This is a genomic window from Dyella sp. Tek66A03 (assembly GCF_052567735.1).
The window spans coordinates 4,628,950-4,654,526 of the sequence record NZ_CP199584.1 but is presented as its reverse complement, the minus strand read 5'-3'; the positions used below and the strand labels follow the sequence as shown (position 1 = coordinate 4,654,526).

Here is a 25,577-nt window from a genome sequence, read left to right as displayed (position 1 = left end):
TTGCATCGTGGGTAAGGGCGGCAGTTCGACTCCCGTAGAGTACGAGCACAGTCTTAGACTTTCGGGACTTCTCGCTGCCGAGGGAAGCCCAGGTGATTCAGAGGTTCACGGTAACGTTCAACGCGTCGTCACGATTGACAAGGGGAAGTCATGGAACCGAATTTTGCCGATCTCAAGTTCAACCAGAACCAGGGGGCCGATCTGACCGCACGCGAGATTTCCAAAGGACAGAAGGCTGTTATCTATGCATTTCTAGTCAACTTCGTCGCGTTAGCGTTGGTCGGGGTGCTGCCCAATATGGACGTTTCTCAGGCCACGGGCGGATATTTGGTCATCGGTTCCTGGGTGCTTCGCCTTGGCGCGGTGGTGCTGGGTCTGTTCGGTATCTTCAAGATTGCCAGCGAACTCAAGTGGTCGACGCTGGCGAAGGTCGTCACGTTCGTTTTCCTGCTGATTCCGCTGGTCAATCTGATTACGTTGCTCGTCGTCAATGGCAAGGCAACGGCCTTTCTGAAAAAGGCTGGCTACAAGGTGGGTCTTGCGGGTGCGTATAAGTAGCCAACAGCACTCTTAAGCAGAGCACAGCGCGGTTTAGGGATGAGCGTCCGCTTCCGACTGCGGATTCAGCCGGTCTTTGCAGCAACACAACTAGGCGGTCATAGAGCGGAGGTAATTTGATGCGCAGCCCGTTTCCACGGAAGAAGAGCAAATTGGGTCCTCAGGGAAAGACCATTGCCGCTGCACTCGTTTTGTTGGACGTGATGGACGAGAAGATCGACGCACAGGCTGCCGGCCTACGTCTGCGCCAGGAGGTGGGCTTGCAGTGGTCGTTTATCACCTGCCTGCAATACATGTCTGGGAAGGAGGCATTAGGCGCGGTGGAGGCGCTTCCGAACGATTGGACTCAGGATGGGCGCACTAAGACGGACGTTATCCTCGCTGTAGTCGCGGCCGCACATACTGTCGCAAACGTCCGGTCGGACGGAACGATGTTGTGCGCTAGCGACTTGGCGGAGCACTTCAAAGGAGTTGACCTATCGTCATCCGTCGGATGACGCAATGCGTGGACGGCTTACTGGGTAGATGTCTGCTGTCGACCCATAGCGGACTCTCTTGCAGTCGAAAAGTTGCTGAAATTCCTTTGGCCATCCGTGCACCTTGCCCCAGTTTCCGATAACGAGAAGAGATGAGCGTCTAGTGGAAGGACATTCAGAAGAAGACATGGCGTACACGAATGAATTTGTGTACCCGTCAGCCGGTCTGCTTGGAAAATTCGCTAACTGGTTGGTCTCGTGCCGGTTGCTCCTGAGGTTCCGCCGCGCGCTCTTTTCACACTTGCCGTTTCTGAAACTAGCGAGTGATGTCACTAACGTGGTGTATTGCACATGGGTGGTCGATGTCCGAGACGTTAGCCACTTAGTGCCAACTGGTGTTGTGCTCAAACAGCGCAATGGATCGACACTATTCACGATCCTTACCTATGCTCATGGCCATTTCGGCCCCCGAATCGCTGGGCCGCTTCGACGAGTGTTTCCTTCGCCGCTTCAAAGCAACTGGCGGCTGTACGTCGAAACGCTTCCCGGCAACGTTCCAACAGACAAGACGGTCCTGTTCGTCAAGAACATCTTTGACAATCCCCTCTACGCCATCGGGACCCGGCTGTTCAGCGATGCTCTGCCATCGCACGTCGCCGGAGGGTTCGAACATACAGTCTCGAATGAGCAATTCGCCACGATGATCTCCGCGGGTGCTGGTAGCGCGCCCGAATTTCGATGTGTAGCAGGAGCAACGTCCGAGCGATCATTGTTTGAAGCTTTCGCCCCGTTTTTCGACTCATGGCGTAGCGCTGTCACGTTCCTGTGTCTGCAACACAGTGCGGTCGCGCAAGTCGAAGACTGTGATCGTCTCGCGTATGCAGCCATAGATCTCCCTGTCGACACTGACACGGTGGCGCCGCTGGCATCAGTGGATCTACCTGTAAGTGGAGAATTCCTCAGGCAAATCGGTGCTACGGGAAGACCACTTTGCTTCCTTGTTCCAAGCGTCCCGTTTTGTGTTCTGTCCGAACGGTTGCTCTGATATGTTCGACTCAAACGTCCGCTTGCGACCCAGCGCGGACATTGAAAACCGGGGAAGGAAATGTCGAAAGCGTTCGGTTTCTATGACGTGGTAGAGCCGACTGGTAGTGGCCCCAAGGCCATTCGAGTCCAAGCGAAGGTGCACATGTTTAGTGCCCAAGAGGGTGGTCGGACCAGCCCGGTAACGACTCGATATCGGCCGAACCACAATTTTGGTGCAGCTACCGATCTGACCTTTTACATCGGTCAATTCGAGGTTCCGGGGGAACGCTGGATTGAGCCTGGGGAGACTGCCGAGCTAGTGGTCGAGTTCCTAAACGTCGTGGGGATCGCGGAGCTATTGCAGCCCGGGCGACGCTGGCGGATCCAAGAGGGCGGAAAGCTAGTCGGTGAGGCCGAGGTCATTTCTCTACTTTGACGGGATGTCCGCTCCCGACGGCGGCCTCAACCGGTCGATGCAACACACTGACGACTGCGTAAGCAACAGGAGTGTTGCATCGACCGGTTGAGCCCGCCACCCGAAGCGGACATCGCAAAGACCATCAAAAAGGAGGTGGCATGCGATGGATCAGTTGCCTTGTGCTTTTGCCACTCTTGTTCGTCCAAGGGTGCAGTTACCTCAACCCTTACGAACAAGCAAAGCCGCACATGCTCGAACTTGTACACGGAAAGATGTGCTGGGTTCCATATAGCTCACCGCTAGAGATCAAAGGAAAGAAAGTGATCTGCGCCAACGATGAAGCACAGCCCATATTCGACTGGTGCATAGATAGCCTGAAGCGTTCATCGCATTGGTATACGCCTGCGGACGACACACAACTGAATATTGATCGATGTATGCAAGCGAATGGATGGAGTCGGGTTGTCTCTGAGGGTTACATGGTCAACGGGCAGTAGGAAGCCGCTTTCGACCCGAATCGGGCATCTCGAATAAGCTTCCCACATAGCAACAAGGGGTTCCTCGCTATGGAACAAAGTTTGTCGGCTATTGATGCCGCACTTCGCCGCATTCGAATTCGGCGCTGGACTGTATTCGGTCTCTTCGCTGGCTGGCTTCCCTTCATGGTTGTGATTTCGAATCTGACAAGTTCTAATTCCGTAGAGACGATTGGCGCGTTGCTCTATATGGCAATCGTGGTGATCTTTGGCGCCATTGCTGGCTTTAGCGCCTGCCCTCGATGCAAGAATTTATTCTTCATGAGGACGTTCTCGAATATTCTCGCGGGCCGCTGCATGAACTGTGGGCTGCCTCTTTCCGGCGAGGACGCCTAAATATCGAAATGTCCGCTTGTGCCCGATGTCGGACCTTGCGATCGGGTCGGGCCGTCGGCAATCTGGGGAGGTCCGCTTCCGACCCGTAGCGGACCTCCTTTTCTCGCGGACGCGACGGCACATCTCAACTCTATTCGCGTGAGACCCCGTGCAGCTCCAGATCCAAGAATTTGCCGACATGGCGACGATAGTCGTCACCCGCATAGTGGAAGAGATCGACGTGACTCGCGCCCGGAACAATCCATAAGCTACTCTTGGCGCCGGCCGCCACGAACATGGCGCGAGATTCGGCCAAGCGTGTGTAGAGATCGGCGTCGCCCGCGATCAAGAGCTTCGGCGAAGAGAGTGATCCAATATGGTCAATTGGGCGAAGTTGACCGGGGTCGACCCCAAACAGGAAACGCATGCTGGTGAGAAAAGGCGGAGTCAGCCACTGGCCGATGGAGCCCAGGTGCAAGACTAACCGATCCCGCGTGGCTTCTTGAATCGTCGGGTACACCTGCTCCAGCACGATAGCGTCCACACGCACCGGCGGTTCGGCAAGCAGCACAGCAGCGCCACCCATAGAAGTCGCGATGATGCCGATGCGCTCGTCCGGCAACCGCGTTCTAAGCCAGCTTAGGGCGGCACTCACATCAAACGACTCACGGTATCCGAACGTGACGGCGTTACCGTCACTCTCACCCGCCGCCTGGAAATCGATGAGCAAAACCGAGTAGCCCAAGCTATGGAGCCAACGGGCACGAGGCAGCATCGCCAGTCGGCTCGCGTGAACGCCGTGCAGAAGGAGGATGGTGCCACGCCCGGGTGTGCCGGGTGCAAACCAGCCGTATACCTCACCCGAAGCACTGCGAAAGCCGACCCTGGTTGCAGATAGCTCGGGTGGTGGAGGCCCAATCTCCTCCCGTGCGGGCGCTATCAGCATATGCCCGACAAACTCCATGATCCCCGCTGTCGTAACAGCAAGAATGAGTACGGCTGCCGAAGCGAGGCGCAAGCTGCGGAGTGAAGCCATTGGCAGTTCCCCCCAATGCGGTCTTGTCATCGTGACCCGCTGCCGTGACGGATGAGAGGCTCGTTGGGGCATTTATTGAGGCGACGGCGGCTTTGCGAAGTGAATTGGCTTTGCGGATGGGGTGACCCACTGGCATGCTGGCTAGGGTCCACCTCCGACCCGGAGCAGACATAAAATTCTGAGCACGAGAAGCGGAACCCTGGGAGAGTCGATGAAGTTCGCTTGCGTGATCGTGATAGCGTTTTTCATGATTCTTACGCCCATCATTGGCCTGATCGTGCTCGGTCGAAGGCTCCAGCGTCGGTTGAAGAGTACGTCGCCGGATTCCCGCCTTGTTCGGGTGATGGCCCCTATCGAGGTTCTTGACGCTCTGATGTTTGGCCTATGCTTGGCCGCATCCTTGGCGATACTGAAGTTTGAGCCTGAGGGACCCGCGGCGCTGGTAGTGGTGTGGGGAATATTCGTCGCCGTCTACATTGCGTCCCGTTTGATCAGGGCCGCCTTTCTTCGGATACGGCGGAAAAGAGAGGGACGCTAGAATCGTCCGTTTCCGACCCGGAACGGACACCCACAAACCACACTGCGGACTGGAAGACGTGACTTCGATTAACGTGCTGCGGGACGAATATCCGGGAGACACTGCATGGGCCAGGTACACCGAAGCGGTGTGCAAGCGCTTGGACAGCCCTCAGCATCTCGCCGCGTTCGGCGAGATCGACGCGGAAACTGCAAGTGTTGTCATCGCGTTACTTGGCGAACGTGCCCTCGGCTGGTGGCTCTCGCCCGTCAAAGCGCTCGACAATTCTTCGCCGTCTCAGGTCTTTAGCAGAGTCCCAAAGGGAAGACAGATCGTTCGGTCGCTACTTATGCGCCTTCCTTAAAGTGCCCGGTTCTGGCCGAACGCGGACCTTGCGGCCAGAGCGGCCCGTCGGCAAGCTGGGAAGGTCCGCTTCCGACCCAAAGCCGACCTTATCGCGCAGGCACGTTTTTACTAGGGGGATGAAGTGACGAACACCTTGCAGCCTTTCCTGGCTGGATTTCTTTACGGCCTCTGCGTCTCTTCGAGGGCTCGCTTCCCCCAAGGCGGACTCCAGGTTCGAGGGGTGTTGACTGGGAAAGATGCACCAACCCCTCCTGGTAGCGAATCCGCGTCCCGCGAACTGGTCATGGAATACCTTGCCTGCGCTCTAGGCGATACGACGCGAAGCAATCCGGAAGAGGCGCGCGAAGCGACCGATGGTCTGTTCGCAGCCTTGGCCGGTGCCTATCCAAGTGCGAGGTTGCACATTCAGGTAGGTGAGAATCGCGGTTGGTTCGATCTGCTCCGGATCTGGGCGATCCAGCCGGAGAGCGTGGACTGCATTTGGTTAGATTGGTCGGTTAGCTAAGCTTTCGTAATGTCTGCTTTCGACTGCGGATTCAACCGGTCATCGCAACAGTCTGATGAAATCGTTCGGCCGGCGTCTCGAAGTTTAAGGTCTTTCTTGGACGTCCGTTCAACTCCCGTGCCACGGCGTTGAGCTTGGCCTGCGAATGCACGGACAAATCAGTGCCCTTAGGGAAATACTGCCTGAGTAGGCCGTTGGTATTCTCGTTCGAACCGCGCTGCCACGGATGCTGAGGATCGCAGAAGTACACCTGGATATCCGTCGCCAGGGTAAAGCGTCGATGGTCGGCCATTTCGCTGCCGCGATCCCAGGTCAGCGATCGATAGAGTTCCTTTGGCAACGTGCGCGCGTGCTTGATCAACGCGTCGATGACCGTCTCGGTATCCTTGCGGGCGACTTGGATCAGCATGACAAAGCGCGTGTGTCGCTCAACGAGGGTCACGATCTGACTGTTGCCGCTGCCGCAGAGCAGATCGCCTTCCCAATGACCGGGCACCGCGCGGTCCTCGACGCTGGCTGGGCGCTCGCTGATGGACACCGCGTCGCGGAGCTGGCCGTGGTTGTCAGTCTTCTGCGTGTGGTGGCGCGAACGGCGCATCGTTCGGGTGCGCCGCAAGTGGGCCAAGAGCTCTTTCTTTAGGGCACCACGGGCCTGGACATAGAGGCTCCGATAGATGGTTTCGTGTGACACCTGGTGCTCCTCGCTGTCCGGGTAGGTGCCCTTGAGCCAGCCGGAAATCTGCTCCGGCGCCCATCGCCCTTGTAGCTTCTGCGCCACCCGGGTTGCGAGCACCCGATGCTTGGCCAGCTTGCAGACCTTGGGGCGACGCGCGCGATCCCAGGCTTGCTGGTCGGCCTGATTGGCGCGGTAGCCGTCCCGACCACCGCTACGCTGGATCTCGCGACTAATCGTCGACGGTGCTCGCTGCAGTTGCAAGGCGACGGCACGGATCGAATGGCCTGCCACCATCGCTCGTGAGATCTCTTCCCGCTCGGCGAGCGTCAAAGCGCGCTCAGCACGACGACGGGGCAACGGTCGTATGCCGCCGGTCTCGGCCAGTATCCGACGCACTGCCGAGTGGTGCCGATCAAACAGCTTGGCGATCTCGTGCAACGACTCGCCACGCTGCCAGCGGTCCCACATCAGGGCCTTCTGGGTGTCTGTGTAATGGATCCGGGGTCGTTGGGCCATTGCAGCACGCCTCCTGCTGACGCAGTCTAGGGGTGTTGCAACGACCGGTTGAATCCGCAACCCGGAGCGGACCTTATGCCAACTTGGACAATGGATCGTTAGTTCTGCCAGAGAGGCAACGCATACCGTGGCGCAAAGTACATGTGTCATTAACGCTGCACTTCGCCGTATCCGTATCAGGCGATGGATCACTATTGGCTTGCTTGCAGGATGGCTGCCATTCGGCCTCGTACTATCGCAAGTACGGATGTCCGACTCTGCCGAAGTGGCCGCTGTCCTGCTCTATATGGCGAGCTGGTGGCTTTCGTCGGTGATAACTTGTTCTAGTACTTGCCCTCGTTGCAAGAAACGTTTCTTTTCGAGTTGGTATTTCAAGGCGTTCGCTCGTCGATGCCTGCATTGCCGATTGCCGCTCTCGGGTGACGCTGAAAACTGATTGCTTTGTTGAATTTTGATAGGACAAAAAGGTCCGCTTGCGACCCAAAGCGGACGTAAGATGGCTGGGCCTAGGTGGAGAGACAGATGAAGATCGATGCTCTTCACGAGATCGCCATCCGTGACTGTTTGGTCAAAATTCGCAGCGTCCGGATCGATCTGCCTGGGGCGGAAGGCTGGATTGGCCCATGGGAGGTCTATCTACTTCCATGGCATAGCCGGAAGTGGCCCCTGCATGTCGGCGAGACTGATGTCGAGTCGAGTGAAAGTATCGCGGCAGGTATGGCGCGTGCTATTGCCACCGCGGTCGCAGTCTAAATCTGACGAGTCGGACAGCTCGACCTCCTGGCGGTAGGGCCCGCTCTCGGCGCGGAGCAGACATTGCGACCGGGCATCGCGATCACTTTGGAGGAACTTGTCCGTTAGTGATGCGCTGCTGAGGGCTGCGCCGAAGAGGAGGACCCGGACGGGTTCGTCACTGGAACTAGTGGCTCCACGGTCACATGACCACCCCACCCTTGAAAGTAAGTTTCGCCGACACTCTGCAGTCTTCTTAGCGCGATCATGGGTTGAACAGCGCCCAATCCGTCGATTTGAACAGCGATACGGTCGGACCAAGGGTCGACTGGGTTGAGCAGGAGCACACTCCAGACCTGATCACGTATGGCCCACAACTCAGTCCGATAATGTCGTTCTGCACGGTCCACCGCGTAGGCATCACTGTAGCGTTCCCGCATCTTCGCCACCAAAGCCGCCGCTTGCTCCTGATCCTCCGGCGTTGCTTGGGCGCGGGCTGAAGCGAGGATGGAGACGTAATGAGGATCATTGCGTTCGGAAGCAAGGGTCAGCCAGGCCAGTCCCAGCGGGTGATCCGCCTTGACGCCGCGACGACCATTGAAGTGGTCGACACCTAGTTCGAACTGCGCGCGCTTTTCGCCCCACTCGGCGGAATACTCGGCCTCTTCAAGTCCGCGGCGGTCGCGTCCGTGTTGCCAATCACGAACCGCAACGCAATAGTGATATTCGCCAGGGAGAAGGCGAGCCAATATGGGTACACAGGTGCCAGAGGAATTCTCGGCGGCGCTAGCTGCCGGTTGATATGCCGTGATCGCGCAGACCACGAGCCAATTCAGTCGAGCATGCCGAACGAATCGATCCATGTGCAATATCCTCCCCCGTCATTGAAACGAAGGCCGAATCTGCAAGCGGATTCGGCAGTCAACAAGCGGACATTCCCTGATTACTTGATAACCGATCTGCATGGGCATGATCGAGCGAAGGCAATCCGTTGTGAAGTGCCGCCACCAACCAATTTGGTGAAGAAAAATTCACCAAGAGATCGCCTGGCATCGAGGATTGCTCAAACTTAGGTGCGGCATCGAGCATAAGTCGATGTGCCGCCGGTGTTCACCATTTGATCGAGTGCTTTTGAGCGCGAAGGCAGTAGATCAGCGAAATCTCTTGCGATTGAGCGATCCAGTATCCACCCGATATCGGACCTTGCGGCTAGATCCATCCATCGGCAAGCTGGGAATGTCTGCCTCCGACCCGGAACGGACCTTATCTTGAGATTCGGGGGGAGTCTTTGGGATGGTAATTTCAAGGCTATCGAAGATGGCCGGCAACATTTGCTTGGCGCTCGCTTTGGGCTCTGTGGCCAGTGCCGCATTGGCATGCGAAGAAGCGCCCGTCAGCGGTGGAAAATGCTTCACCCTGCGCGGGCGCGTTTCGCTTTACAACGGAACGCCGTCAATGCGGATTTGGCCTATAGGTTCCAAAAGGCTGCTCGGGGTAGTTCCAGCGGAGCACGAAGACGCCCCCGCGAACATCAAAGGGGTTGTCGCCTTTGATCGGTCTGCCGTCGCCGACTTGGAAGTTTGCCCTGTTGCCAAGGCCAAGCAGGGTGAAATGCAGATGGTCTGCATTCGCTCGGCGCGAGACGTTAAAGTGCAATCACCATAGATTCTTGAAAGGTCCGCTTGCGACCCACAACGGACCTTAGGGACGACTAGCTCTTCGTCTTGAACAAAGTAACTGGATTACGACAATGGACAAGACCGATCAATTCATAGCGTTGGCGGGCGAAGTGGTCTCAGAGCTTGAAGGAGCCATCGTGTCAGGAGACATCCGCTACAACAACGCAGCCATTGCGATCGAAAACGTGCGCAGATGGCGGGACTTGGCAATCCAGGGATCGCTTTGGAATGCCTATGGGCCGACGCTTGGCGTGTCAAAGTCCGACCTGACCTTTGGGCCGGTCGACGGGCGGATGCACGAACTCGAAGAGCTCTTTGTCCAAGCGACGAGCGCCGCTGGTTAGTCGATCGTTCTCAGTAAGGTCCGCTTGCGAGCCACAGCGGACCTAGAGCGACGGCTTCGTGTTGGGCATGGGAAAAGGACGCGGTATGCAGATACCCAACGATGTTCTGAATTACTACCGTTCCGGGGCGCCACTCGCCCGAAATATTCCAAGCCAAGAACTGGACTGCGAGTTCTACGAGGAAGCGGTAGTACTGCGCTACAACCTGGAATACGAGGTGCCGGAGTACGCTCCTGGTTACTTCATGTTCGCGACGAATGGTTGTGGGGAGCTAATTGCCCTGTCTCCAATCGGCTCGATTGTGCGCATGCCCTTCATCGGCATGGGGGCAAAGGATGCGTGGCTCGTGGCCCCGTCATTTGCCAAGCTGTTGGAGCTACTGGATCCATGTAATTAGGTCCGTTTCCGACCCGGAGCGGACCTATTCAGGGAATGGCAGAGAGGGGTGTATGGGGACCGATAAGCAGGCTAGGACCATTGATCTGGCGGAGCTGCGGCGAGCAGTTGAAGCGCTCTTTGATCACGTCATGGTCACTCGCGGTATCAGCGAGGTCGCAATCGATCATCCTCTGTATTGGTCCGTCCTTCCTGGGGAGTCTCGCGCGATGGATGAGCAACCCGCCGCGTTGGGGGTGGGCGATCTAAATGACGATCTCGATTTTGTTCTCAGCGTCCTAAAGCCCGGGGCGCTGCCTGTCGCACTAACTTTGACGGAGGTTGCTCCGCTGCTGGCCTACGTGGGGGAGGTGGTTTCCGATCAGGTGGCCAATCAAGGTGGCTGACTGTCAGCTTGCGATCCCAAGCGTACATCGCAATCAGAGTGATACGGATGCGTGAATTTCAGACCGTCGACGATGTTCTAGATGTGGTGTGGGGCATCGTGGAGTTTGCCGACTATCAGGAGCGGCCATCAGTCAACTCCATAGGTATCTTTGGCAGCACCCCGCTTTTCGCGCCAATAACTTGGGGTAACGTAAACGCTGTCAGGTTGCTGCTTGAAGCCGGGGCGGACTGTAATGTCCAGCGCGAAAGGGGTGAGACGGCTTTGCACCATGCGATCCGAATGGGCAAGTTTGAGATCGCGAGGCTGCTGTTAGCGCACAGCGCAGATCCGAATATCAAGGACATTGAAGGAAAGAGGTCCTATGACTGTTGCTGGGAGGGGGAGTGGGACGGAATTTTCGGTCCGAACTTCACACCGAGTGCCAACAGTAACTAGAAAACATGGGATGTCCGCTCCCGACCCGACGCGGACGTCCAAGTTGGTGTTACCGAGAATCGAATCCGGGGGATGCGTGGGAAACCGACGACGTAGTCAGGCCACCGAAATTACCAAGCGAGATATCCCGGGGATTGCCCTCGGACTCTTGGTAGCGGCGCTGCTAATCATTGGGAAGGCGTGGCCGGAATACGAGAAGCTGACGACCACGGTTGTTGAGGTCATTGCAGGAGTTGTCATCGTAGGACTTGTCGTCTACTTGGGCATGGTCTTCTACGACCCGGTTAGCGTCGACCGAATCGAGATATCTCGACGAGGGATCGCCTACACGACTCGAAGCGACGTGGGGTTTATCCCTTGGGCTGATGTGACTCGCGTCGTACTCATTCGGGGCAAATCAGCCTTCCCTGATACTTCTGGCTACTACAACGAAACCCAGTGGCTCATACAGTTCGGGAATAAAAGTAAGCTTTTGGGATACCGATGGCGATTGAACTGGAAGCTCTACTGGGCTTTTCGCATCAACCTCAGGTCCTTTGATCGACGCAGCGCCAGGGCTGGCTTGCATAGTTGGCGACAAGGTCGATGGATTTGCTTTGGCGAGAAATGATCTCTAGCAAGGATGGTGAAGCGCTGCGTTCCAGATAGAGCGAAACGTCCGCTTCCGACCCGGTATAGGTATTCCGTCCCGTTCTCAGTGACCATGTCACGGTTGCCAGGTAGCTGGCAGCGAGGGCGGGACTTGCACCGGTCGGCTACGAATATTCCGACCCAAACATCCGATGTTCGCCGCTTTGGTTTCGAGCCGGCCGGTGCGCTTGAGCTCTTTAACGAATACTCAGGGCTCGCCGAGTGATCGGCTCTCTATATTGGCTTCGCCGAGCTTAAGCACGCAGGTCTCGTATCGTGATCACGCCACGAGGTGACGTATGCGCACACATCGGGATGACGATTTCACGGCGTTCATTGGCTTGGATTGGGCGGATGCGAAGCACGACGTTTGCTTGCAGCCGGCCGGCAGCGACGCGTATGAGTTCGGCACGTTCGCGCATCAGCCCGACGCCATCGACGCGTGGGCGCGTGGATTGCATCAGCGCTTCGGTGGGCGCATTGCCATCGCGCTCGAACTGGCCAAAGGGCCCGTGGTGTATGCACTGCAGAAGTACGATTTCATCGTGCTGTTTTCGATCGATGCCAGCCTGCTGGCCATGTATCGCAGAGCGTTCAAACCCAGCCGGGCGAAGGACGATCCGACCGATGCACAGCTGACATTGGAGCTGATGCAACGCTATCCCGACCGAGTTACGCCGCTCAAACCCCAAAGTGTGGAGATGCGCACCTTGAGTTTCCTCGTCGAGCAGCGACGATTGCTGGTCGACGACAAGAAGCGCTTGGTCAATCGCTTGGGCAACACACTCAAGCAGTATTACCCCCAACTGCTGGACTGGTTTGAGCAGCACGATACGGTGGTGTTCTTTGACTTCTTGCGACGTTGGCCCATGCTCAAGCAGGCTAAGCGGGCGCGCAAGGCCACGCTTGAAGCATTCTTCCATGCCCACAACGTCCGCTTTGCCACGGTCATTGCCGAGCGCGTGCAGGCGATCCGGTCATCCATGCCGTTGACCGAGGATCCGGCCGTGATCACCACGCATCAACTGCTGGCCGAGGCCCTGGTCGAGCAGTTGCAGGTGATCCTGCGGGCGATCGAACGGTTCGACGAAGAGATCGCTGTGCTCGCTCCCACGCTTCCCGACTACGCGCTCTTCGAGGCCTTGCCGGGCAGTGGACCGATCTTGACCCCGCGCCTGCTGACCGCCTTCGGCGACCAACGCGAACGCTTCGCCACCGCCGCGCAACTGCAGCGCTATTCCGGCGTGGCACCGGTGACGGAGCGCAGCGGCAAGAAAAGCTGGGTGCACTGGCGTTGGCAGTGTCCGACCTTCGTTCGCCAGACCTTCGTCGAATGGGCCGCGCAGACCATCAACAAGTCCTTCTGGGCCGGCGCCTTCTATCGCCAACAGCGCGCTAAGGGCAGCCCGCACCAGGTGGCCGTACGGGCGCTAGCCTTCAAGTGGATCCGCATCCTGCACCGCTGTTGGCAGTCCCACACGCCCTACGATGAGTCGCGCTACCTTATGGCCCTGCAACGTCGCGGCTCGCCCTTGCTCGCTGGCCTGGCTTCGTCAGATAGTTGACGGAACGGCTCAGGGCATGAAGCAGACATTGGCGAGGGGCACGATTGAATGACATCGTGCCAGGACGCTGGGTACGAAAGGCTAAGGGGGAAGGAAATGCTTGCGCGATATGACAAATATTACGTTCCAGCACTGTATGTCACTGTCGGTATCTTGTTGGCTCGTAATGCGCTGACGTTAGCGTCTGGCGAGTGGCTTGCCCTTTTGCCAATTGGTATCCAGGCAACAGTTGTCTGGACCGTCTTCCAGAGGAAGCCTTGGGCGCATCTGATCGTTCGAATATGGGCCGCGATTTGTATAGTCGCAGGCGCCTCCCTTTGGCTCGCAGTGCTGCTGCGAGGCGGTGAGATTGTCGAACCTATGGGCCGCGTTGAATTCAGCACCTTTCTGTTGATAGTTGGCCTGTTCTTTATGCGGCGAGCGAAAACGGTGCTCTCGCCCCAAATCTCCGGTTTCGAGGCAGCTCAGCAGGGCGAGGGTTAGGCGGGGGATGTCCGCTTCCGACCCGATATAGGTCTTCCCTGGGAGAAAGTCGCGTGGCCGGAAAGCGCTTCAAAGGTAAGCCTTGCGTGTACTGCACTTCGCCGTCGGAGACGGGGGACCATGTCTTGGCTCGGACGTTCTTCCCCGTGGATCTCCGCGAAAACCTTCCCCAGGTGCCTTCGTGCTCGCGATGCAACGCCAAGAAGTCCCTTCTCGAAGGTTACCTGACCGCAACCCTGCCGTTGGCCGGGAACCACAACGCCGCTTCGCGGATGGTTGAGTCTGACGTGGCGCGCCGCCTCACCGCGAATGCTCGCTTGCAGCGCGAGATTGAGGACGGCTTCGAAAGCCTTGCTCACGTCTCCTCGTCCATGCACGCGACGACGTTCCGTGGCGACGTGCTGTCCGAGTACTCCGCGTGGGTTGCTCGGGGGCTGCTTTTCCATGAGTTTGGCGTGCTGCTCGGTAATGAGTACCTAGCGAAGGGAACGACGATCAGTGACCAGGGAAATGCCGCATTCGATCAGCTATTTAAGAATGTTGGTCCCGAGGCCACCCCAGTCGTCAGGGAGTTTGCCGGCGGAGCGCTGGTCTACAGAGGCTTTAGCGTCGTTCGCGAAGCTCGCCTCTCCGCATGGCAGGTGAGGCTCTATGGAGGAATCAACCTTGGTGGCGGTGGCCTTGCGTGGGGACCGTGTGACCTGGCTGCGATTACCATCAAGATGGACAGCCCGATCGCGACTGGTGAGCTCAGCGCCCCCAGGCCTGATTGAGGCGAATGGGGCATTCAACCCAAACCGGACGAACCTGATAAAGCGTTAGTTGCCATTTGAAACCCGCCCGATATTTCAGAGTATGCCGACGTCACGCATTAACAGGGGCTATCGTGTCAAAGCGTTCAATTTGCCTGATCATTGGCCTCTGCTTTACGAGGCTTTGTCCTGCCGCCGACTTCAATCCTTTCGAGGGACCGGAGCCACTCCTGGTCGTCGTGGAGTTCGACCCTTGGTCCATGGTGTTGGGCGCGGATTCGCCTCGGGTGGCCATCTATGAGAACGGAGACGCGATCTTCGTTGGCAAGGATGGGAAGGATCCGGGTTATCGCTTTAAGCGGCTGACTGCCCAAGAGCTGGAAGATGTCAGGCAACAGGCCGGCAGGGTGTTTCGGAGCCCGGAGCTGAAGCAGCACTACGACATGCGCGGCTTTACCGATCAGCCGGTGGCCGAGTTCTATCTCCACGATGCCAAAGGTTCCGTCGCCACTGAGGTTGATGGCCTGGATTGCGCGCCGTCGAACCCATCTCCGAGGGGCAGGAATGTCACCCCACCTCCGCAGGCGGTGCTGGATTTGAACGCGTCCCTTTGTTCCCTAGACTTTCCTGGCAGCGAAAAATGGTCGCCTCCTTATGCCGAAGTCATGATCTGGGACAACAACTACGCGCCAGGCTCGTCCATTCCGTGGCCAAAGAACTGGCCAGGGCTGGATTCTTCGCGGACGATCCGACGAGGCAAGGACTACTCGATCTTCCTGGACGGAGCAATGCTTCCGCAGTTGAACGCCTTCGTGCATGGAATACCTCAGAAGAGCGCAGTGGCCATTGGCGGAAGGAAGATGAGCGTTTCGATTCGGATTCCGTTTCCTAGCGAGCCAGTCTGGCGGCGAGCGCTTGAATCCATCCGATAGGATGCGATGACCGGATGTCGTTTCGTTTCCGAAAGCGACGGACGAAGAGGTGGTTAGGGGTGCGTTTTTCTATGGTGGCCGAGACATCTAGCGCGGAGCGCCAAGGTCCGTATATGGACTCCTCCCCTTTGCAAAGCCTCCCGTGCTCTGGCGTCCGTGTCGACTGCACACGTATATCCGGCCTCTAACTGCCGCACCGCTTTGCGGTGCTTGGCCATGATGGGCTAGTCGCGCGCCGGCTCCCAATCGCTTTCTCGTGCTTGCAAGCACTTGGACCTTTCAGGGTTTTGCCGGCGCCGGTTCGACCGGTTCGCCATCGTGCGGGTGGCTTAGCAATCGTGGATAGGGTTGTTTCAGACGTCTACTCGCTCAGGCGGCCGCCAGCGCCGGTTGATAGTGGGTGCCATGACGCAGCAAGGCCCAGGCCAGGCGCGCTGTTTTGTTGGCTAGTGCCACGCAGGCCACGTTGGGGTGAGCCCGTTGAGCCAATCGCGTGACCCATTGGCTTAGTCGATCATCCTTGGTGGGTGCCGTTCGTAACGCCGATCGCGCGCCATGTATCAGGAGCCCGCGCACGTAGGCGTCGCCACGTTTGCTGATACCCAGCAAACGATCCTTGCCACCCGAGCTGTGTTGCCGCGGGGTTAGTCCTAGCGAGGCGGCCATCTGCCGACCGTTGGCGAACTGTTTGGCGTCGCCGACCGCAGCGATCAGTGCTGTGGCGACCATGGGTCCCACACCACGAAGTTGTTGGAGTCGTTGTGCATCCGGATCGGCTTGCGCTAGGTCGGCGATCGTGCGATCCAGTTCGCCAATGCGGTCATCAGCGGTGCGCAGGTCGCGCCATAGGCCCTCGAGCAACTGTCGGAAGCACCCGCTCAAGCCGTTGTCGGCATCTTCCAACCAGCAGGGAATCGCGCGGCGAAGCGAGGACAACTCCTTCGGTGCAACCAGCCCATATTCGGCGACCAGGCCACGTATTTGATTGCCTTTGGCCGTCCGTTGTTCGACCAGTCCCGAGCGCACGCGATGCACTGCCTGGATGTCTTGTTGCTGGACAGTCTTGACTGCCACGAAGCGCATGCTCGGGCGGCTCATCGCCTCGCAGATTGCCTCGGCATCGTTGGCATCGTTCTTGTTACTCTTCACGTACGGCTTCACAAACTGCGGCGCGATCAACTTCACCCGATAACCACGCGCCTGCAATTGCCGCGCCCAATGGTGTGCACCACCGCAGGCTTCGATGCCGATCTCACAACCTGCCTCGGCGGCCTCGCTCACCGCCTGTAACCACCGCTCCCGTGACAAACGGCGACGCCAAATAGCCGTCTCATGTCGATCAACACCGTGGACCTGGAAGACCTGCTTGGCCACATCGACCCCAATGCGCGTAAGCTTCATGGCGGACTCCTCCTCGCTGTGACTGGTTGTTTCGCAATTCCAGTCTGGCACTCTTAGATGCCGAGGGCGGGGAGGAGTCCATCCCATTGCTTCCGACCCAAAACGGACCTAAGCGCCGCCACCTTTGACCACCCGATAACTTGCGCGATACGACGACCCGATCCCATGCCAATGATTCGATCAATCTCGCTGGAAGAGGCTTCGGTGGTGGAGCGCACCGTACAGGTCGGCGCCGTCCGGGCCGTGTCACCAGAGATGATGGCCTCGGTCGGACAACTCAAAGTGACAGCATCTTGCAAGTGTGGATGCGCGACGGTGTGGTTCGGTCCAGACGGTGACGCAGCGGCAGGTACAAAAGTCGCTGAAGCCTGTGGCACTTGGAACGGTCAGACCATCGACATCATCGTTTGGGCGGTCGATGATCAAATCGTTGGGCTTGAAGTGGCTGGGGCCGGTTCCGTTGGGTTGCCCGCTTCTGCCTCCGTCAGGCGGTACGAGGAGTATTTCCACGCGCCAGGTTGAGTAGGCTTAGCCGTAGGTTCGAGGATCAACGGCAAAGTCCGCTCACGACCCGCCGCGGACGTTCCTCGAAAGAAATTGCTCCTGCTACATCCTAAGCAAATGAGGGAGTCAGAATGTCGGATGACACCATGCTAGATGTCTTCGCACTACTCACAATTGGTAGTGCTCTGATGATGTGGCGCGTTGCGAAGAATCTTAGACGTGTCGATCCGAGCTACTTTCGAACTTTCGATGGAAAGTTGCATTGGTGGGATTTCGGTGCGCATCTTCGCGTTCTAGGAATGCTCTTTGATCCGCGGCTTCCTAAACCGGCGCATGGACCCAAGGTCCGTAGGGACATCATCGCGATCCGGGTTCTTTATGCGCTCAGTGTTGCCGGGGGAGTCTATTTCCTCTATTTGACCTTCCCGGAGATCGCGAAAAGCCGCGCCCACTAGTTCTTAGAAGAAGCTGGAAAGCATCTGCCTTAGGCTTTGGGTAGTAAGCACCAGCACTGTAAATTGTGGGTCAAAGGATGGTGGCGTAAGGTCCGTTTCCGACCCAAAGCCGACCTTGGTATGGCCGGTGTCACAATGATAGAGCTGGGCAACATGGACGCTAGGGGGGGGGCAATGGCATCTGTCGTTACAAGGCAACTTCTGGGGCCAATTCTGGCTTTTATTGCCGCTACGGTGAGTTGGGTTGCGTCTGCTGCGGAGCCGGCACCCATTAGTAAGTATTTTCCCATTTGCATGAGGCCAATTCCCGGAGTGACGTATGTTGTTCACGTCGGAATTGACGCGGCCGAGGGCCAGTTCGTTGGTCAAGGTGGTGCCGTCGACTACATGATCAGCCATAACCCGAACTTGCCTGCAAGCATGGGGCGTGGCGGACGCGAAGGACGGCTACCAGAGGACCTGCAACTACTTGCAGAATCGGACGGTCCGTTGCAAATGGGCATCAATGGAAAGCCCATTGGCTATGGGGTTGAGAGGCTTTACGGACTTTCCTACGGGGACACGGATTCGCCAATTGGGCCGGTCCAGAAGAAGATCTTCGTACAACTGTGGGCTGAGGGCCATGGACAGAATGCGCGCTTGCTGAGGAAGGTTGCAGATGCGCTGTCCAGGTGCCCGAAATAGTCAGGTGTATGTGCATTCGGCGGATTGCCAAGTGTCCGCAACCCAAAGCCGACAGTTCTATGAATACGAAGATCACAAAGCCGAGGTCCGCATGAAGCTGTTTGGTTACGAAGAAGGGAATGACACGCGGCAGGGGCCAATGAAGCTTTCCGAAGCGAGCATCTTGGCCAACCCAGCCGAGCTTAGGGCCATTGCGAAAATGCTTGCCGAGGTAGCAGTCGAGATGGAGGCCGAAGGTTTTGACCACGTGCATCTGAGCGATAGGCTCCCGATCCTGGGCGATGGTCCGGACCTGATCGTGGCTAAGGTCAGATAGTTGGCATGCCGGTAATGACCGCTTACGACCCGCAGCGGACGCTCAACGTTACGGTGAAACCATGGATGTGAGACCTCAAACGGCCGAACAGCTCAGAGAAGTGCTTCGAGAACTAGCTGGGCGAAGGCCGGGCAACGAAGATGAGCTGGCACATTTGCAGAGAGGCTCTCTACTGCTAGCTTTGCACGTCCAAGGTTCAAACGGGCTTGGAACCAACATGCCAGAGATCGCCTGGCACTTCCTATCTGACGCAGACATTCGCTACAAATCGCCCGAATACGGGCATATGCAGATAGCGGAGCTCATGTCTGCCTTGGCAGCGTGGGAATCGGAAAAAGAATTGAAGTAAAGGTCCGCCTACGACCCGCAGCGGACCTTGGGATACTTGCTTTGCGTTCGTTCGGGGGTGGCATGGGGATGGCGCGGGAATGGAACCTGAGTTGGCGGTCGCGGCTGGGCATCGTGTGCCTCGCAGTTGCTTACCTGTTGGTTGCATGGTTTTGGAGCGCGCACCACAGGTCAATCATGTCCTCCGCTTATGACGGCTCGGCGATGTTTTTGATTCTGGCCTTCGTTCCCAGGCGAACACGTTTATGGGTCGCTGTTTGCGTTGCGCTTGCCGTGCCGTTTTTCGTACGACTTGCCTTGGAATTTTCTCATCTCTCACAGTAGCCATTGGGCACGAGTATCCACTTCCGACCCGTAGCCGACAGTTCACCAAGAAAGGAGAGCGTAGCAATGCGGGTTCCGATTTTTGTGGCGATAGGTGCCGTGTTGGTCGCATCTTGCTCAGATCGCCCACTGAGAGGCTCTGTTGAGCAGTCTTCGGACGGGAAGACATACCTTGCGGTGATGAGTAGTAGTGGAGGCGCCTGCTTTCCGATCAGAATCGACGGTAAGGTCTGGCCTCACAAGCTTGGGGAGGCGACACCGATAGCACCCGGCTCTCATGCGATTGACTGCGGAGAGGTAGACCCGACCATTGAAGGGTCGAACGGTATTTCGTTCGAAATTACACGCGGAACCGTATTCAAGTTCGACTATTGGGGCCCGTGACAGGTTTGGCTGGTTTGACACAGGCAGGAGGTCCGCTACCGACCCGGAACGGACGTTTCCGATCTGGTAAATTTGGCCAAAGTAAGGACAGGGAGAGAGGGCATGATCGGGGGCGCTTCGATATGAACATTTGTCCCCACTGTGGGGTTCGCGCGAGTGCAGTTCGTCTCGTCTTCGCCACTCGGAAGTGGCCATATCGTTGCGGTGACTGCGGAAAGCAGTCGCGCTTGCTTGCAGAACAAAACTCGCTGGCAGCATTGGCGGTGTTGGCGAGCGTGATTATGTGTGCAGCCGTCATTTATCCAAATTGGGGCTTTGCGGTCGCGCTAGCGGCCTTCTTGGCTGCGTACGCCGCCCTTGGCATAGTGATGTTGTTCTATATGCGTCTTGAGAAGTTGCCACTGATGTAGCTGCTGAGAGTTTGCGGCTCTCGGCTACAGCGCAACGTCGAAAGGTCTGCTTCCGACCGATTGTGTTGAAAAAGTCGCCTCCAAAATTTCGGGGCTTACGAAGCTCGAGAAATTGGCCACGACGATCGCTTTCTGACCAGTTTGATCCGCGCATTTGCCTAGAAACGAACTGTCGTGGGCATCGCGATCGAAAATTTCCGCCCAAATTTTCTTGGTCGGACTTTTTCAACACAATCGACCGGTAGCGGACGCTACACTGAAGTGGACGAAAGGCCCGTGTCTGTGACTCTGGAGCCAGTAAGGTAAAGAAGATGGGCATGCTGAAGCGCGTAGTGACTTCCAAGTTCATGATCTGGGCGGGCAGAACGCCATTCGGAAATATCGCTTTGTGTTTGATAGTTGTTGGATTTCCAACATTTGTGGCGTTTTCTTATGTGAGTTATTTACAGGGCATTCTTACACCTGGTCGAGCGCTTTTTTGTGGTTTGGTTTGCGGCGCGGAGGGGGTTCTGGCTGGGATTCTCCTTTGGTTCTTACTAACACGCCCGCTATTGCGAGCTCGCCAACGGTAAGGGGGGAACTATCATGAAAGCTGGAATCGCCGTCCTAGCGGGCGTGATAGTTCTATCCACGACGGCGTGTACTCAGAAGGTCGATGCCGTTGGTTGTAAGTCGACCAGTGATCTAGTGGCGATACGGGCGTTGAAACTGGAAAGTGCGGAAAACGACGCGGCTAGCGACAGCAACAAAGGAGATCACCGCTTACTGGGCATCCATAGTGGCGTGGGCCTGATGGTGCCGGGCTTGGCTACAAATCCAGATACTTCAGGCTATGGTCTACGGATTGTCGAAGGAACCGATACTCCCTGCTCACCCGAGGAAAGCGCGCTAAATACCAGAGCCTTGCGTTACGCAAGGAAATACAACGAGAAAAAAATGCTCCTTTGGCGGCCTCAGCCCTCGTGAACATTTGTGTGAACGGATAGAGCACAGCCCTAAGGTCTGCTTCCGACCCGGTATAGGTATTCCGTCCCGTTCTCAGTGACCATGTCACGGTTGCCAGGTAGCTGGCAGCGAGGGCGGGACTTGCACCGGTCGGCTACGAATATTCCGACCCAAACATCCGATGTTCGCCGCTTTGGTTTCGAGCCGGCCGGTGCGCTTGAGCTCTTTAACGAATACTCAGGGCTCGCCGAGTGATCGGCTCTCTATATTGGCTTCGCCGAGCTTAAGCACGCAGGTCTCGTATCGTGATCACGCCACGAGGTGACGTATGCGCACACATCGGGATGACGATTTCACGGCGTTCATCGGCTTGGATTGGGCGGATGCGAAGCACGACGTTTGCTTGCAGCCGGCCGGCAGCGACGCGTATGAGTTCGGCACGTTCGCGCATCAGCCCGACGCCATCGACGCGTGGGCGCGTGGATTGCATCAGCGCTTCGGTGGGCGCATTGCCATCGCGCTCGAACTGGCCAAAGGGCCCGTGGTGTATGCACTGCAGAAGTACGATTTCATCGTGCTGTTTTCGATCGATGCCAGCCTGCTGGCCATGTATCGCAGAGCGTTCAAACCCAGCCGGGCGAAGGACGATCCGACCGATGCACAGCTGGCATTGGAGCTGATGCAACGCTATCCCGACCGAGTTACGCCGCTCAAACCCCAAAGTGTGGAGATGCGCACCTTGAGTTTCCTCGTCGAGCAGCGACGATTGCTGGTCGACGACAAGAAGCGCTTGGTCAATCGCTTGGGCAACACACTCAAGCAGTATTACCCCCAACTGCTGGACTGGTTTGAGCAGCACGATACGGTGGTGTTCTTTGACTTCTTGCGACGTTGGCCCATGCTCAAGCAGGCTAAGCGGGCGCGCAAGGCCACGCTTGAAGCATTCTTCCATGCCCACAACGTCCGCTTTGCCACGGTCATTGCCGAGCGCGTGCAGGCGATCCGGTCATCCATGCCGTTGACCGAGGATCCGGCCGTGATCACCACGCATCAACTGCTGGCCGAGGCCCTGGTCGAGCAGTTGCAGGTGATCCTGCGGGCGATCGAACGGTTCGACGAAGAGATCGCTGTGCTCGCTCCCACGCTTCCCGACTACGCGCTCTTCGAGGCCTTGCCGGGCAGTGGACCGATCTTGACCCCGCGCCTGCTGACCGCCTTCGGCGACCAACGCGAACGCTTCGCCACCGCCGCGCAACTGCAGCGCTATTCCGGCGTGGCACCGGTGACGGAGCGCAGCGGCAAGAAAAGCTGGGTGCACTGGCGTTGGCAGTGTCCGACCTTCGTTCGCCAGACCTTCGTCGAATGGGCCGCGCAGACCATCAACAAGTCCTTCTGGGCCGGCGCCTTCTATCGCCAACAGCGCGCTAAGGGCAGCCCGCACCAGGTGGCCGTACGGGCGCTAGCCTTCAAGTGGATCCGCATCCTGCACCGCTGTTGGCAGTCCCACACGCCCTACGATGAGTCGCGCTACCTTATGGCCCTGCAACGTCGCGGCTCGCCCTTGCTCGCTGGCCTGGCTTCGTCAGATAGTTGACGGAACGGCTCAGGGCATGAAGCGGACCTAATCAGTGGGAATCCAAGGGGGCTGCATGGTCCGATCGTTCATCCAGTCCAAATCCATGAACTGGCTCTGTCGTTCATTGATTGGCAATATCGTCTTGATGGAGCTCATTTGTGGATTGGGGGTATTCATCCTCTTTTGCATCAAGGCATATTTGGATGGGGATCTAAGCCTCCGTATCGCAATGTACTTTGCGATGCTGTGTGCTTTGGGCGGCCTTGCAATGGGCGTGTTGATTTGGTTCGGCTTGTCGCGCCCACTGTTGGCTCAAAAGAGGGGTATTCCGCGGCAGGATCAGGATAAGTAGCGAGTCCGCTTCCGACTGTGGTCTCAATGGGTCAATGCAACACCCCTAAATGGCAGCCGGAAAAGGCTTGCTGCGACTGTATCCGGACCCTAAGCGTTTGACCTGGAACCGAAGATCCAGAAGTGCCCTAATTCCAGAGGAAAATCCGGGGCAATGCGGTAGCAGGATTGTTTACGGGTCACCGAGCGAGGCCTAGACCCTTGAGATTTCACACGAACGGTCCCGTCCATGTGTTGCGTTGACCGGTTGAAATCGCAACCCAGAGCAGACCTTGGCCAAACCCATACAGGGGAAAGAGCGTGGCGAAATGGCCGTTTTCTGATCTTCACGGTTTCAAAGACTTCGTTGGCTTCGTAAAGATGTGCGCGCCGGATGCATTTCCATTGCGTGAGGGAGTTCCACCGGCAGAGCAATGGTCTCTCGACCTCGCCTTTCAAGGGCTACGTGCCGGCCTCGATCTATATGTCCCTAAGGGGCAAGATGGCGCAAGGTTTGTCGAGTGCATGACATTGGCAGGGGTAGCGTATGGCGAATACCAGGCCGGACGGCGGCGAGACGGTTTTGCCGCGCTGGCTGATCTGCAACGCTTGGTGAAGTCGTTTCCTTCGAGATAGTTGTTATCGAGGAGGTCCGCTTGCGACTCGGAGCGGATACTTCCATGTGCCTTCAACGATCGTTGGTCACCATATTGATCGACAGCGGGTCAAACCCAAACATCACCGAGTAGTGACTGGAGAAGAGATTCGTGCGAGCAACAATTGGGGTATCGACCTTTCTCCTAGCGGCTTCCATGTGTGGTGTGGCTACAGCGGGACAAGACCTCCCCCTGCAAGGATGCTGGCGCAGTCAACAGGTTGAGCTGACCATGGCTGATAGCAGCCACCGCGATATGAATGGTGATTGCGTCGTGGAATACGATGCTTCTCTAGCTCGTTCGCGCTGTTACAGCGAAAAGGGCACGACTGAGACTGTTTCAGCCTATGAGGTGATTGGGCCCGGTCAGCTCCGTGTTACCCCCATCGATGCGGTTACGGGACAGGCAAAAGCGCCGCCGACAGAGATGCGCTACCGGATAGATGAAGATTGGCTTCTGATTGATCGGCAGTTCGCTCCGTCAGCATCAAGCGAAAGCAAGCAGCCAACCGCCTTGAGATCAGTTTCTGTACGCGTTGGCGCCAAAGACAATGCCCACTGCGACCCTCACGGGGAAACACATTTGCGAGTTGGCCGCTCTCCTGCTAGTTCGCTTGCGCTGAGCGTTCCCCGTGGTTGGCAATCATTTCTGGTCGATCCGGCGGCAAATAGGAATTTGGCGAGGACAGTCGACAAAAACCTCTTCATCGGTGCATTCGTTCCGATTGACACAAAGGCTCAAGCTATAGAACCTAGCCAGTTGATAGTTGTCGTTGACGACGTCAGGCCTGGCCCTGTGCCCGTACGCTCATTTGAGTTCAAGTCTGTCAAAGAGCGTTTTGCGAGCGAGCTTGGGGCCGCGCGGCTAACCTGCGATCAACCAGACCGAGCATGCGCTTTCTTGCAGATGCCTGATGGTGTGCAGATATACACAGAACTCGCCATCGTGAATGGTCGCGTGGTTATGGTGAGTGGAACCGACAGGCAATCGCAATCTGATGGCTTGAGCCATCTTGAAAAGTCAGTTGGAACCTTTGTTCAAAGACTTCGTTCCGATAACACGAAATGAATTTTGAGCAGCATTGCTAAGGCCCGCTTCCGACCCGGAGCAGACATTGCTACCTTTGGCGAAAGGCGGGTCCAAACAGGGGATGGGGATGGCCACTGAGCTGACGGTCGATCAGCTGCCAAGTCCTGACGATCGGACGGCGGTATTTACATTGGCAATGGCCTTCAACGGCTATGAAGAGCTCGGCTCTAAGAGCACCTTCCTCAGCTGTTAATCGAAACCCGGCCACACGAAATTCCGCACACACGCAACAAGGGGGAAGTCATGCACCGTGTCTTTGCAACATTACTCGCCGTAGGCCTACTGGCGGGCTGCACAGCTTCGGAAGTTAAGGTGAGCCCAGGCTCTGTAAGCGTACAAGTTGGCGCAAATTCGCCCGGATCCGGTTTTGCTCAGATCGGCCCGATAACGGCAAAGCATGGCGGTGGCTGCGGCCTCTATGGGTCCCAGGGCGATTACGAAGGAGCGATGAAAATTCTTCGAAATAAAGCCGCAGCGATGGGCGCGGACTATGTCCAAATCCTGAGCCAAGAGGGGGAGCATATGAAGGGTATATGCCTCGACCGCGCCTACGTTATCGACGGCTTCGCATACAAGAAATCGTCTAACTGAATGCGGTGCCTCGCTGTCATTGGATTGACGGTGGTTGCCGCCCTTCAGTTCGTGCAGCAACGGTATGGCGGCAGGTAACCGACAGAATACTTCTAGCGTAGATGTCGACTCTGCCGGCTTTTGGGCGATGTTGGAGACAACATCCCTTTTCATATGAGCGGTTTTTTGGACCGTGCCAGTCAAGCGCGGGCTGGTGACCGGGTGTTGTTTATTTGACGCGCTCGCAAGGTCCGCTTCCCACTGCGGATTCAGCCGGTCGTTGCAACACTCCCGCTGCTCGCGC

At 57.3% G+C, this 25,577-nt stretch carries 31 protein-coding genes; 27 read left to right on the top strand and 4 right to left on the bottom strand.

Annotated elements, in window-relative coordinates; all coding sequences use genetic code 11:
- Window positions 1-150: 150 nt before the first annotated feature.
- The 5 genes from ACT01B_RS20610 (at window position 151) to ACT01B_RS20590 (ending at window position 3,350) form a co-directional block, all read left to right on the top strand.
- A complete protein-coding gene (locus tag ACT01B_RS20610; RefSeq protein ID WP_445145068.1) occupies window positions 151-558 on the top strand; it encodes a hypothetical protein in 408 nt (135 codons plus the stop codon).
- 119 nt (window positions 559-677) lie between these two features.
- Window positions 678-1,055, top strand: coding sequence for a hypothetical protein (locus tag ACT01B_RS20605; RefSeq protein ID WP_445145067.1), 378 nt, complete (start codon window positions 678-680; stop codon window positions 1,053-1,055).
- A gap of 166 nt (window positions 1,056-1,221) precedes the next feature.
- Window positions 1,222-2,079, top strand: a complete 858-nt coding sequence (locus ACT01B_RS20600; protein ID WP_445145066.1) for a DUF2071 domain-containing protein — start codon at window positions 1,222-1,224, stop codon at window positions 2,077-2,079.
- A 60-nt stretch (window positions 2,080-2,139) separates the two neighbouring features.
- Window positions 2,140-2,496, top strand: a complete 357-nt coding sequence (locus tag ACT01B_RS20595) for a hypothetical protein (protein ID WP_445145065.1) — start codon at window positions 2,140-2,142, stop codon at window positions 2,494-2,496.
- 548 nt (window positions 2,497-3,044) lie between these two features.
- Window positions 3,045-3,350: a hypothetical protein gene (locus tag ACT01B_RS20590; RefSeq protein WP_445145064.1), complete on the top strand. Its 306-nt coding sequence runs from the start codon at window positions 3,045-3,047 to the stop codon at window positions 3,348-3,350.
- Window positions 3,351-3,480: 130 nt separating this feature from the next.
- On the opposite strand, the gene ACT01B_RS20585 is transcribed toward ACT01B_RS20590, so the two are convergent.
- Window positions 3,481-4,365, bottom strand: a complete 885-nt coding sequence (locus ACT01B_RS20585; protein ID WP_445145063.1) for an alpha/beta hydrolase — start codon at window positions 4,363-4,365, stop codon at window positions 3,481-3,483.
- A 1,166-nt stretch (window positions 4,366-5,531) separates the two neighbouring features.
- On the opposite strand from ACT01B_RS20585, the gene ACT01B_RS20580 reads away from it, so the two are divergent.
- On the top strand, window positions 5,532-5,753 hold the full coding sequence (locus ACT01B_RS20580; protein ID WP_445145062.1) for a hypothetical protein: 222 nt from the start codon (window positions 5,532-5,534) through the stop codon (window positions 5,751-5,753).
- A gap of 31 nt (window positions 5,754-5,784) precedes the next feature.
- Here the strand turns inward: ACT01B_RS20580 and ACT01B_RS20575 are convergent, their stop codons facing one another.
- The gene (locus ACT01B_RS20575) at window positions 5,785-6,945 is read right to left on the bottom strand and encodes an IS30 family transposase (protein WP_445145061.1); all 1,161 of its coding nucleotides are present in this window, start codon (window positions 6,943-6,945) and stop codon (window positions 5,785-5,787) included.
- Window positions 6,946-7,467: 522 nt separating this feature from the next.
- Between ACT01B_RS20575 and ACT01B_RS20570 the strand changes: the two genes are divergently transcribed.
- Window positions 7,468-7,698, top strand: a complete 231-nt coding sequence (locus ACT01B_RS20570; RefSeq protein WP_445145060.1) for a hypothetical protein — start codon at window positions 7,468-7,470, stop codon at window positions 7,696-7,698.
- Window positions 7,699-7,802: 104 nt separating this feature from the next.
- On the opposite strand, the gene ACT01B_RS20565 is transcribed toward ACT01B_RS20570, so the two are convergent.
- Window positions 7,803-8,540 (bottom strand): hypothetical protein, encoded by a 738-nt coding sequence (locus ACT01B_RS20565; protein ID WP_445145059.1) that lies wholly within the window; start codon window positions 8,538-8,540, stop codon window positions 7,803-7,805.
- A 454-nt stretch (window positions 8,541-8,994) separates the two neighbouring features.
- On the opposite strand from ACT01B_RS20565, the gene ACT01B_RS20560 reads away from it, so the two are divergent.
- The 10 genes from ACT01B_RS20560 to ACT01B_RS20515 all read left to right on the top strand — a co-directional run bounded on the left by ACT01B_RS20560 (window position 8,995) and on the right by ACT01B_RS20515 (window position 15,281).
- The gene (locus tag ACT01B_RS20560) at window positions 8,995-9,342 is read left to right on the top strand and encodes a hypothetical protein (protein ID WP_445145058.1); all 348 of its coding nucleotides are present in this window, start codon (window positions 8,995-8,997) and stop codon (window positions 9,340-9,342) included.
- A gap of 85 nt (window positions 9,343-9,427) precedes the next feature.
- Window positions 9,428-9,700 (top strand): hypothetical protein, encoded by a 273-nt coding sequence (locus ACT01B_RS20555; protein WP_445145057.1) that lies wholly within the window; start codon window positions 9,428-9,430, stop codon window positions 9,698-9,700.
- A gap of 85 nt (window positions 9,701-9,785) precedes the next feature.
- Window positions 9,786-10,097 carry a hypothetical protein gene (locus ACT01B_RS20550; protein ID WP_445145056.1) on the top strand — a complete coding sequence of 104 codons (312 nt, stop codon included), beginning with the start codon at window positions 9,786-9,788 and terminating at the stop codon, window positions 10,095-10,097.
- A gap of 52 nt (window positions 10,098-10,149) precedes the next feature.
- Window positions 10,150-10,482, top strand: a complete 333-nt coding sequence (locus ACT01B_RS20545; protein ID WP_445145055.1) for a hypothetical protein — start codon at window positions 10,150-10,152, stop codon at window positions 10,480-10,482.
- Window positions 10,483-10,529: 47 nt separating this feature from the next.
- The gene (locus ACT01B_RS20540) at window positions 10,530-10,919 is read left to right on the top strand and encodes an ankyrin repeat domain-containing protein (RefSeq protein ID WP_445145054.1); all 390 of its coding nucleotides are present in this window, start codon (window positions 10,530-10,532) and stop codon (window positions 10,917-10,919) included.
- 10 nt (window positions 10,920-10,929) lie between these two features.
- Window positions 10,930-11,529, top strand: a complete 600-nt coding sequence (locus ACT01B_RS20535) for a hypothetical protein (protein ID WP_445145053.1) — start codon at window positions 10,930-10,932, stop codon at window positions 11,527-11,529.
- Window positions 11,530-11,848: 319 nt separating this feature from the next.
- Complete coding sequence (locus ACT01B_RS20530; RefSeq protein WP_445145052.1) at window positions 11,849-13,114, top strand: IS110 family transposase; 1,266 nt, start codon at window positions 11,849-11,851, stop codon at window positions 13,112-13,114.
- A 96-nt stretch (window positions 13,115-13,210) separates the two neighbouring features.
- On the top strand, window positions 13,211-13,597 hold the full coding sequence (locus ACT01B_RS20525) for a hypothetical protein (RefSeq protein ID WP_445145051.1): 387 nt from the start codon (window positions 13,211-13,213) through the stop codon (window positions 13,595-13,597).
- 53 nt (window positions 13,598-13,650) lie between these two features.
- Window positions 13,651-14,370, top strand: a complete 720-nt coding sequence (locus ACT01B_RS20520) for a hypothetical protein (RefSeq protein ID WP_445145050.1) — start codon at window positions 13,651-13,653, stop codon at window positions 14,368-14,370.
- Window positions 14,371-14,483: 113 nt separating this feature from the next.
- Window positions 14,484-15,281 carry a hypothetical protein gene (locus tag ACT01B_RS20515; protein WP_445145049.1) on the top strand — a complete coding sequence of 266 codons (798 nt, stop codon included), beginning with the start codon at window positions 14,484-14,486 and terminating at the stop codon, window positions 15,279-15,281.
- A gap of 369 nt (window positions 15,282-15,650) precedes the next feature.
- Here the strand turns inward: ACT01B_RS20515 and ACT01B_RS20510 are convergent, their stop codons facing one another.
- Window positions 15,651-16,682 (bottom strand): IS110 family transposase, encoded by a 1,032-nt coding sequence (locus tag ACT01B_RS20510; protein ID WP_445145048.1) that lies wholly within the window; start codon window positions 16,680-16,682, stop codon window positions 15,651-15,653.
- A gap of 165 nt (window positions 16,683-16,847) precedes the next feature.
- Between ACT01B_RS20510 and ACT01B_RS20505 the strand changes: the two genes are divergently transcribed.
- The 10 genes from ACT01B_RS20505 (at window position 16,848) to ACT01B_RS20460 (ending at window position 25,294) form a co-directional block, all read left to right on the top strand.
- Window positions 16,848-17,204, top strand: coding sequence for a hypothetical protein (locus tag ACT01B_RS20505; RefSeq protein ID WP_445145047.1), 357 nt, complete (start codon window positions 16,848-16,850; stop codon window positions 17,202-17,204).
- 113 nt (window positions 17,205-17,317) lie between these two features.
- A complete protein-coding gene (locus ACT01B_RS20500; RefSeq protein WP_445145046.1) occupies window positions 17,318-17,641 on the top strand; it encodes a hypothetical protein in 324 nt (107 codons plus the stop codon).
- Window positions 17,642-18,356: 715 nt separating this feature from the next.
- Window positions 18,357-18,641, top strand: coding sequence for an Imm32 family immunity protein (locus ACT01B_RS20495; RefSeq protein ID WP_445145045.1), 285 nt, complete (start codon window positions 18,357-18,359; stop codon window positions 18,639-18,641).
- A 1,283-nt stretch (window positions 18,642-19,924) separates the two neighbouring features.
- Window positions 19,925-20,107, top strand: coding sequence for a hypothetical protein (locus ACT01B_RS20490; RefSeq protein WP_445145044.1), 183 nt, complete (start codon window positions 19,925-19,927; stop codon window positions 20,105-20,107).
- A 585-nt stretch (window positions 20,108-20,692) separates the two neighbouring features.
- Complete coding sequence (locus ACT01B_RS20485) at window positions 20,693-21,073, top strand: hypothetical protein (protein ID WP_445145043.1); 381 nt, start codon at window positions 20,693-20,695, stop codon at window positions 21,071-21,073.
- A 307-nt stretch (window positions 21,074-21,380) separates the two neighbouring features.
- Window positions 21,381-22,646 (top strand): IS110 family transposase, encoded by a 1,266-nt coding sequence (locus ACT01B_RS20480; RefSeq protein WP_445145042.1) that lies wholly within the window; start codon window positions 21,381-21,383, stop codon window positions 22,644-22,646.
- Window positions 22,647-22,701: 55 nt separating this feature from the next.
- Complete coding sequence (locus ACT01B_RS20475) at window positions 22,702-22,980, top strand: hypothetical protein (RefSeq protein ID WP_445145041.1); 279 nt, start codon at window positions 22,702-22,704, stop codon at window positions 22,978-22,980.
- A 299-nt stretch (window positions 22,981-23,279) separates the two neighbouring features.
- Window positions 23,280-23,594: a hypothetical protein gene (locus tag ACT01B_RS20470; protein WP_445145040.1), complete on the top strand. Its 315-nt coding sequence runs from the start codon at window positions 23,280-23,282 to the stop codon at window positions 23,592-23,594.
- Between the two features lie 251 nt (window positions 23,595-23,845).
- Window positions 23,846-24,682 carry a hypothetical protein gene (locus tag ACT01B_RS20465; RefSeq protein WP_445145039.1) on the top strand — a complete coding sequence of 279 codons (837 nt, stop codon included), beginning with the start codon at window positions 23,846-23,848 and terminating at the stop codon, window positions 24,680-24,682.
- 264 nt (window positions 24,683-24,946) lie between these two features.
- Window positions 24,947-25,294, top strand: coding sequence for a DUF4156 domain-containing protein (locus ACT01B_RS20460; protein WP_445145038.1), 348 nt, complete (start codon window positions 24,947-24,949; stop codon window positions 25,292-25,294).
- Window positions 25,295-25,577 lie beyond the last annotated feature (283 nt).

Bases quoted from the DNA above. Each gene is read 5' to 3' on its own strand.
- ACT01B_RS20510 (WP_445145048.1), bottom strand. From the start codon at position 16,682: ATGAAGCTTACGCGCATTGGGGTCGATGTGGCCAAGCAGGTCTTCCAG.
- ACT01B_RS20605 (WP_445145067.1), top strand. From the start codon at position 678: ATGCGCAGCCCGTTTCCACGGAAGAAGAGCAAATTGGGTCCTCAGGGA.
- ACT01B_RS20480 (WP_445145042.1), top strand. From the start codon at position 21,381: ATGCGCACACATCGGGATGACGATTTCACGGCGTTCATCGGCTTGGAT.
- ACT01B_RS20530 (WP_445145052.1), top strand. From the start codon at position 11,849: ATGCGCACACATCGGGATGACGATTTCACGGCGTTCATTGGCTTGGAT.
- ACT01B_RS20475 (WP_445145041.1), top strand. From the start codon at position 22,702: ATGGTCCGATCGTTCATCCAGTCCAAATCCATGAACTGGCTCTGTCGT.
- ACT01B_RS20500 (WP_445145046.1), top strand. From the start codon at position 17,318: ATGTCGGATGACACCATGCTAGATGTCTTCGCACTACTCACAATTGGT.
- ACT01B_RS20535 (WP_445145053.1), top strand. From the start codon at position 10,930: ATGTCCGCTCCCGACCCGACGCGGACGTCCAAGTTGGTGTTACCGAGA.
- ACT01B_RS20550 (WP_445145056.1), top strand. From the start codon at position 9,786: ATGCAGATACCCAACGATGTTCTGAATTACTACCGTTCCGGGGCGCCA.
- ACT01B_RS20505 (WP_445145047.1), top strand. From the start codon at position 16,848: ATGCCAATGATTCGATCAATCTCGCTGGAAGAGGCTTCGGTGGTGGAG.
- ACT01B_RS20590 (WP_445145064.1), top strand. From the start codon at position 3,045: ATGGAACAAAGTTTGTCGGCTATTGATGCCGCACTTCGCCGCATTCGA.
- ACT01B_RS20460 (WP_445145038.1), top strand. From the start codon at position 24,947: ATGCACCGTGTCTTTGCAACATTACTCGCCGTAGGCCTACTGGCGGGC.
- ACT01B_RS20575 (WP_445145061.1), bottom strand. From the start codon at position 6,945: ATGGCCCAACGACCCCGGATCCATTACACAGACACCCAGAAGGCCCTG.
- ACT01B_RS20585 (WP_445145063.1), bottom strand. From the start codon at position 4,365: ATGGCTTCACTCCGCAGCTTGCGCCTCGCTTCGGCAGCCGTACTCATT.
- ACT01B_RS20570 (WP_445145060.1), top strand. From the start codon at position 7,468: ATGAAGATCGATGCTCTTCACGAGATCGCCATCCGTGACTGTTTGGTC.
- ACT01B_RS20540 (WP_445145054.1), top strand. From the start codon at position 10,530: ATGCGTGAATTTCAGACCGTCGACGATGTTCTAGATGTGGTGTGGGGC.
- ACT01B_RS20600 (WP_445145066.1), top strand. From the start codon at position 1,222: ATGGCGTACACGAATGAATTTGTGTACCCGTCAGCCGGTCTGCTTGGA.
- ACT01B_RS20580 (WP_445145062.1), top strand. From the start codon at position 5,532: ATGGAATACCTTGCCTGCGCTCTAGGCGATACGACGCGAAGCAATCCG.
- ACT01B_RS20610 (WP_445145068.1), top strand. From the start codon at position 151: ATGGAACCGAATTTTGCCGATCTCAAGTTCAACCAGAACCAGGGGGCC.
- ACT01B_RS20565 (WP_445145059.1), bottom strand. From the start codon at position 8,540: ATGGATCGATTCGTTCGGCATGCTCGACTGAATTGGCTCGTGGTCTGC.
- ACT01B_RS20545 (WP_445145055.1), top strand. From the start codon at position 10,150: ATGGGGACCGATAAGCAGGCTAGGACCATTGATCTGGCGGAGCTGCGG.
- ACT01B_RS20485 (WP_445145043.1), top strand. From the start codon at position 20,693: ATGAAAGCTGGAATCGCCGTCCTAGCGGGCGTGATAGTTCTATCCACG.
- ACT01B_RS20555 (WP_445145057.1), top strand. From the start codon at position 9,428: ATGGACAAGACCGATCAATTCATAGCGTTGGCGGGCGAAGTGGTCTCA.
- ACT01B_RS20560 (WP_445145058.1), top strand. From the start codon at position 8,995: ATGGCCGGCAACATTTGCTTGGCGCTCGCTTTGGGCTCTGTGGCCAGT.
- ACT01B_RS20465 (WP_445145039.1), top strand. From the start codon at position 23,846: ATGGCTGATAGCAGCCACCGCGATATGAATGGTGATTGCGTCGTGGAA.
- ACT01B_RS20595 (WP_445145065.1), top strand. From the start codon at position 2,140: ATGTCGAAAGCGTTCGGTTTCTATGACGTGGTAGAGCCGACTGGTAGT.
- ACT01B_RS20525 (WP_445145051.1), top strand. From the start codon at position 13,211: ATGCTTGCGCGATATGACAAATATTACGTTCCAGCACTGTATGTCACT.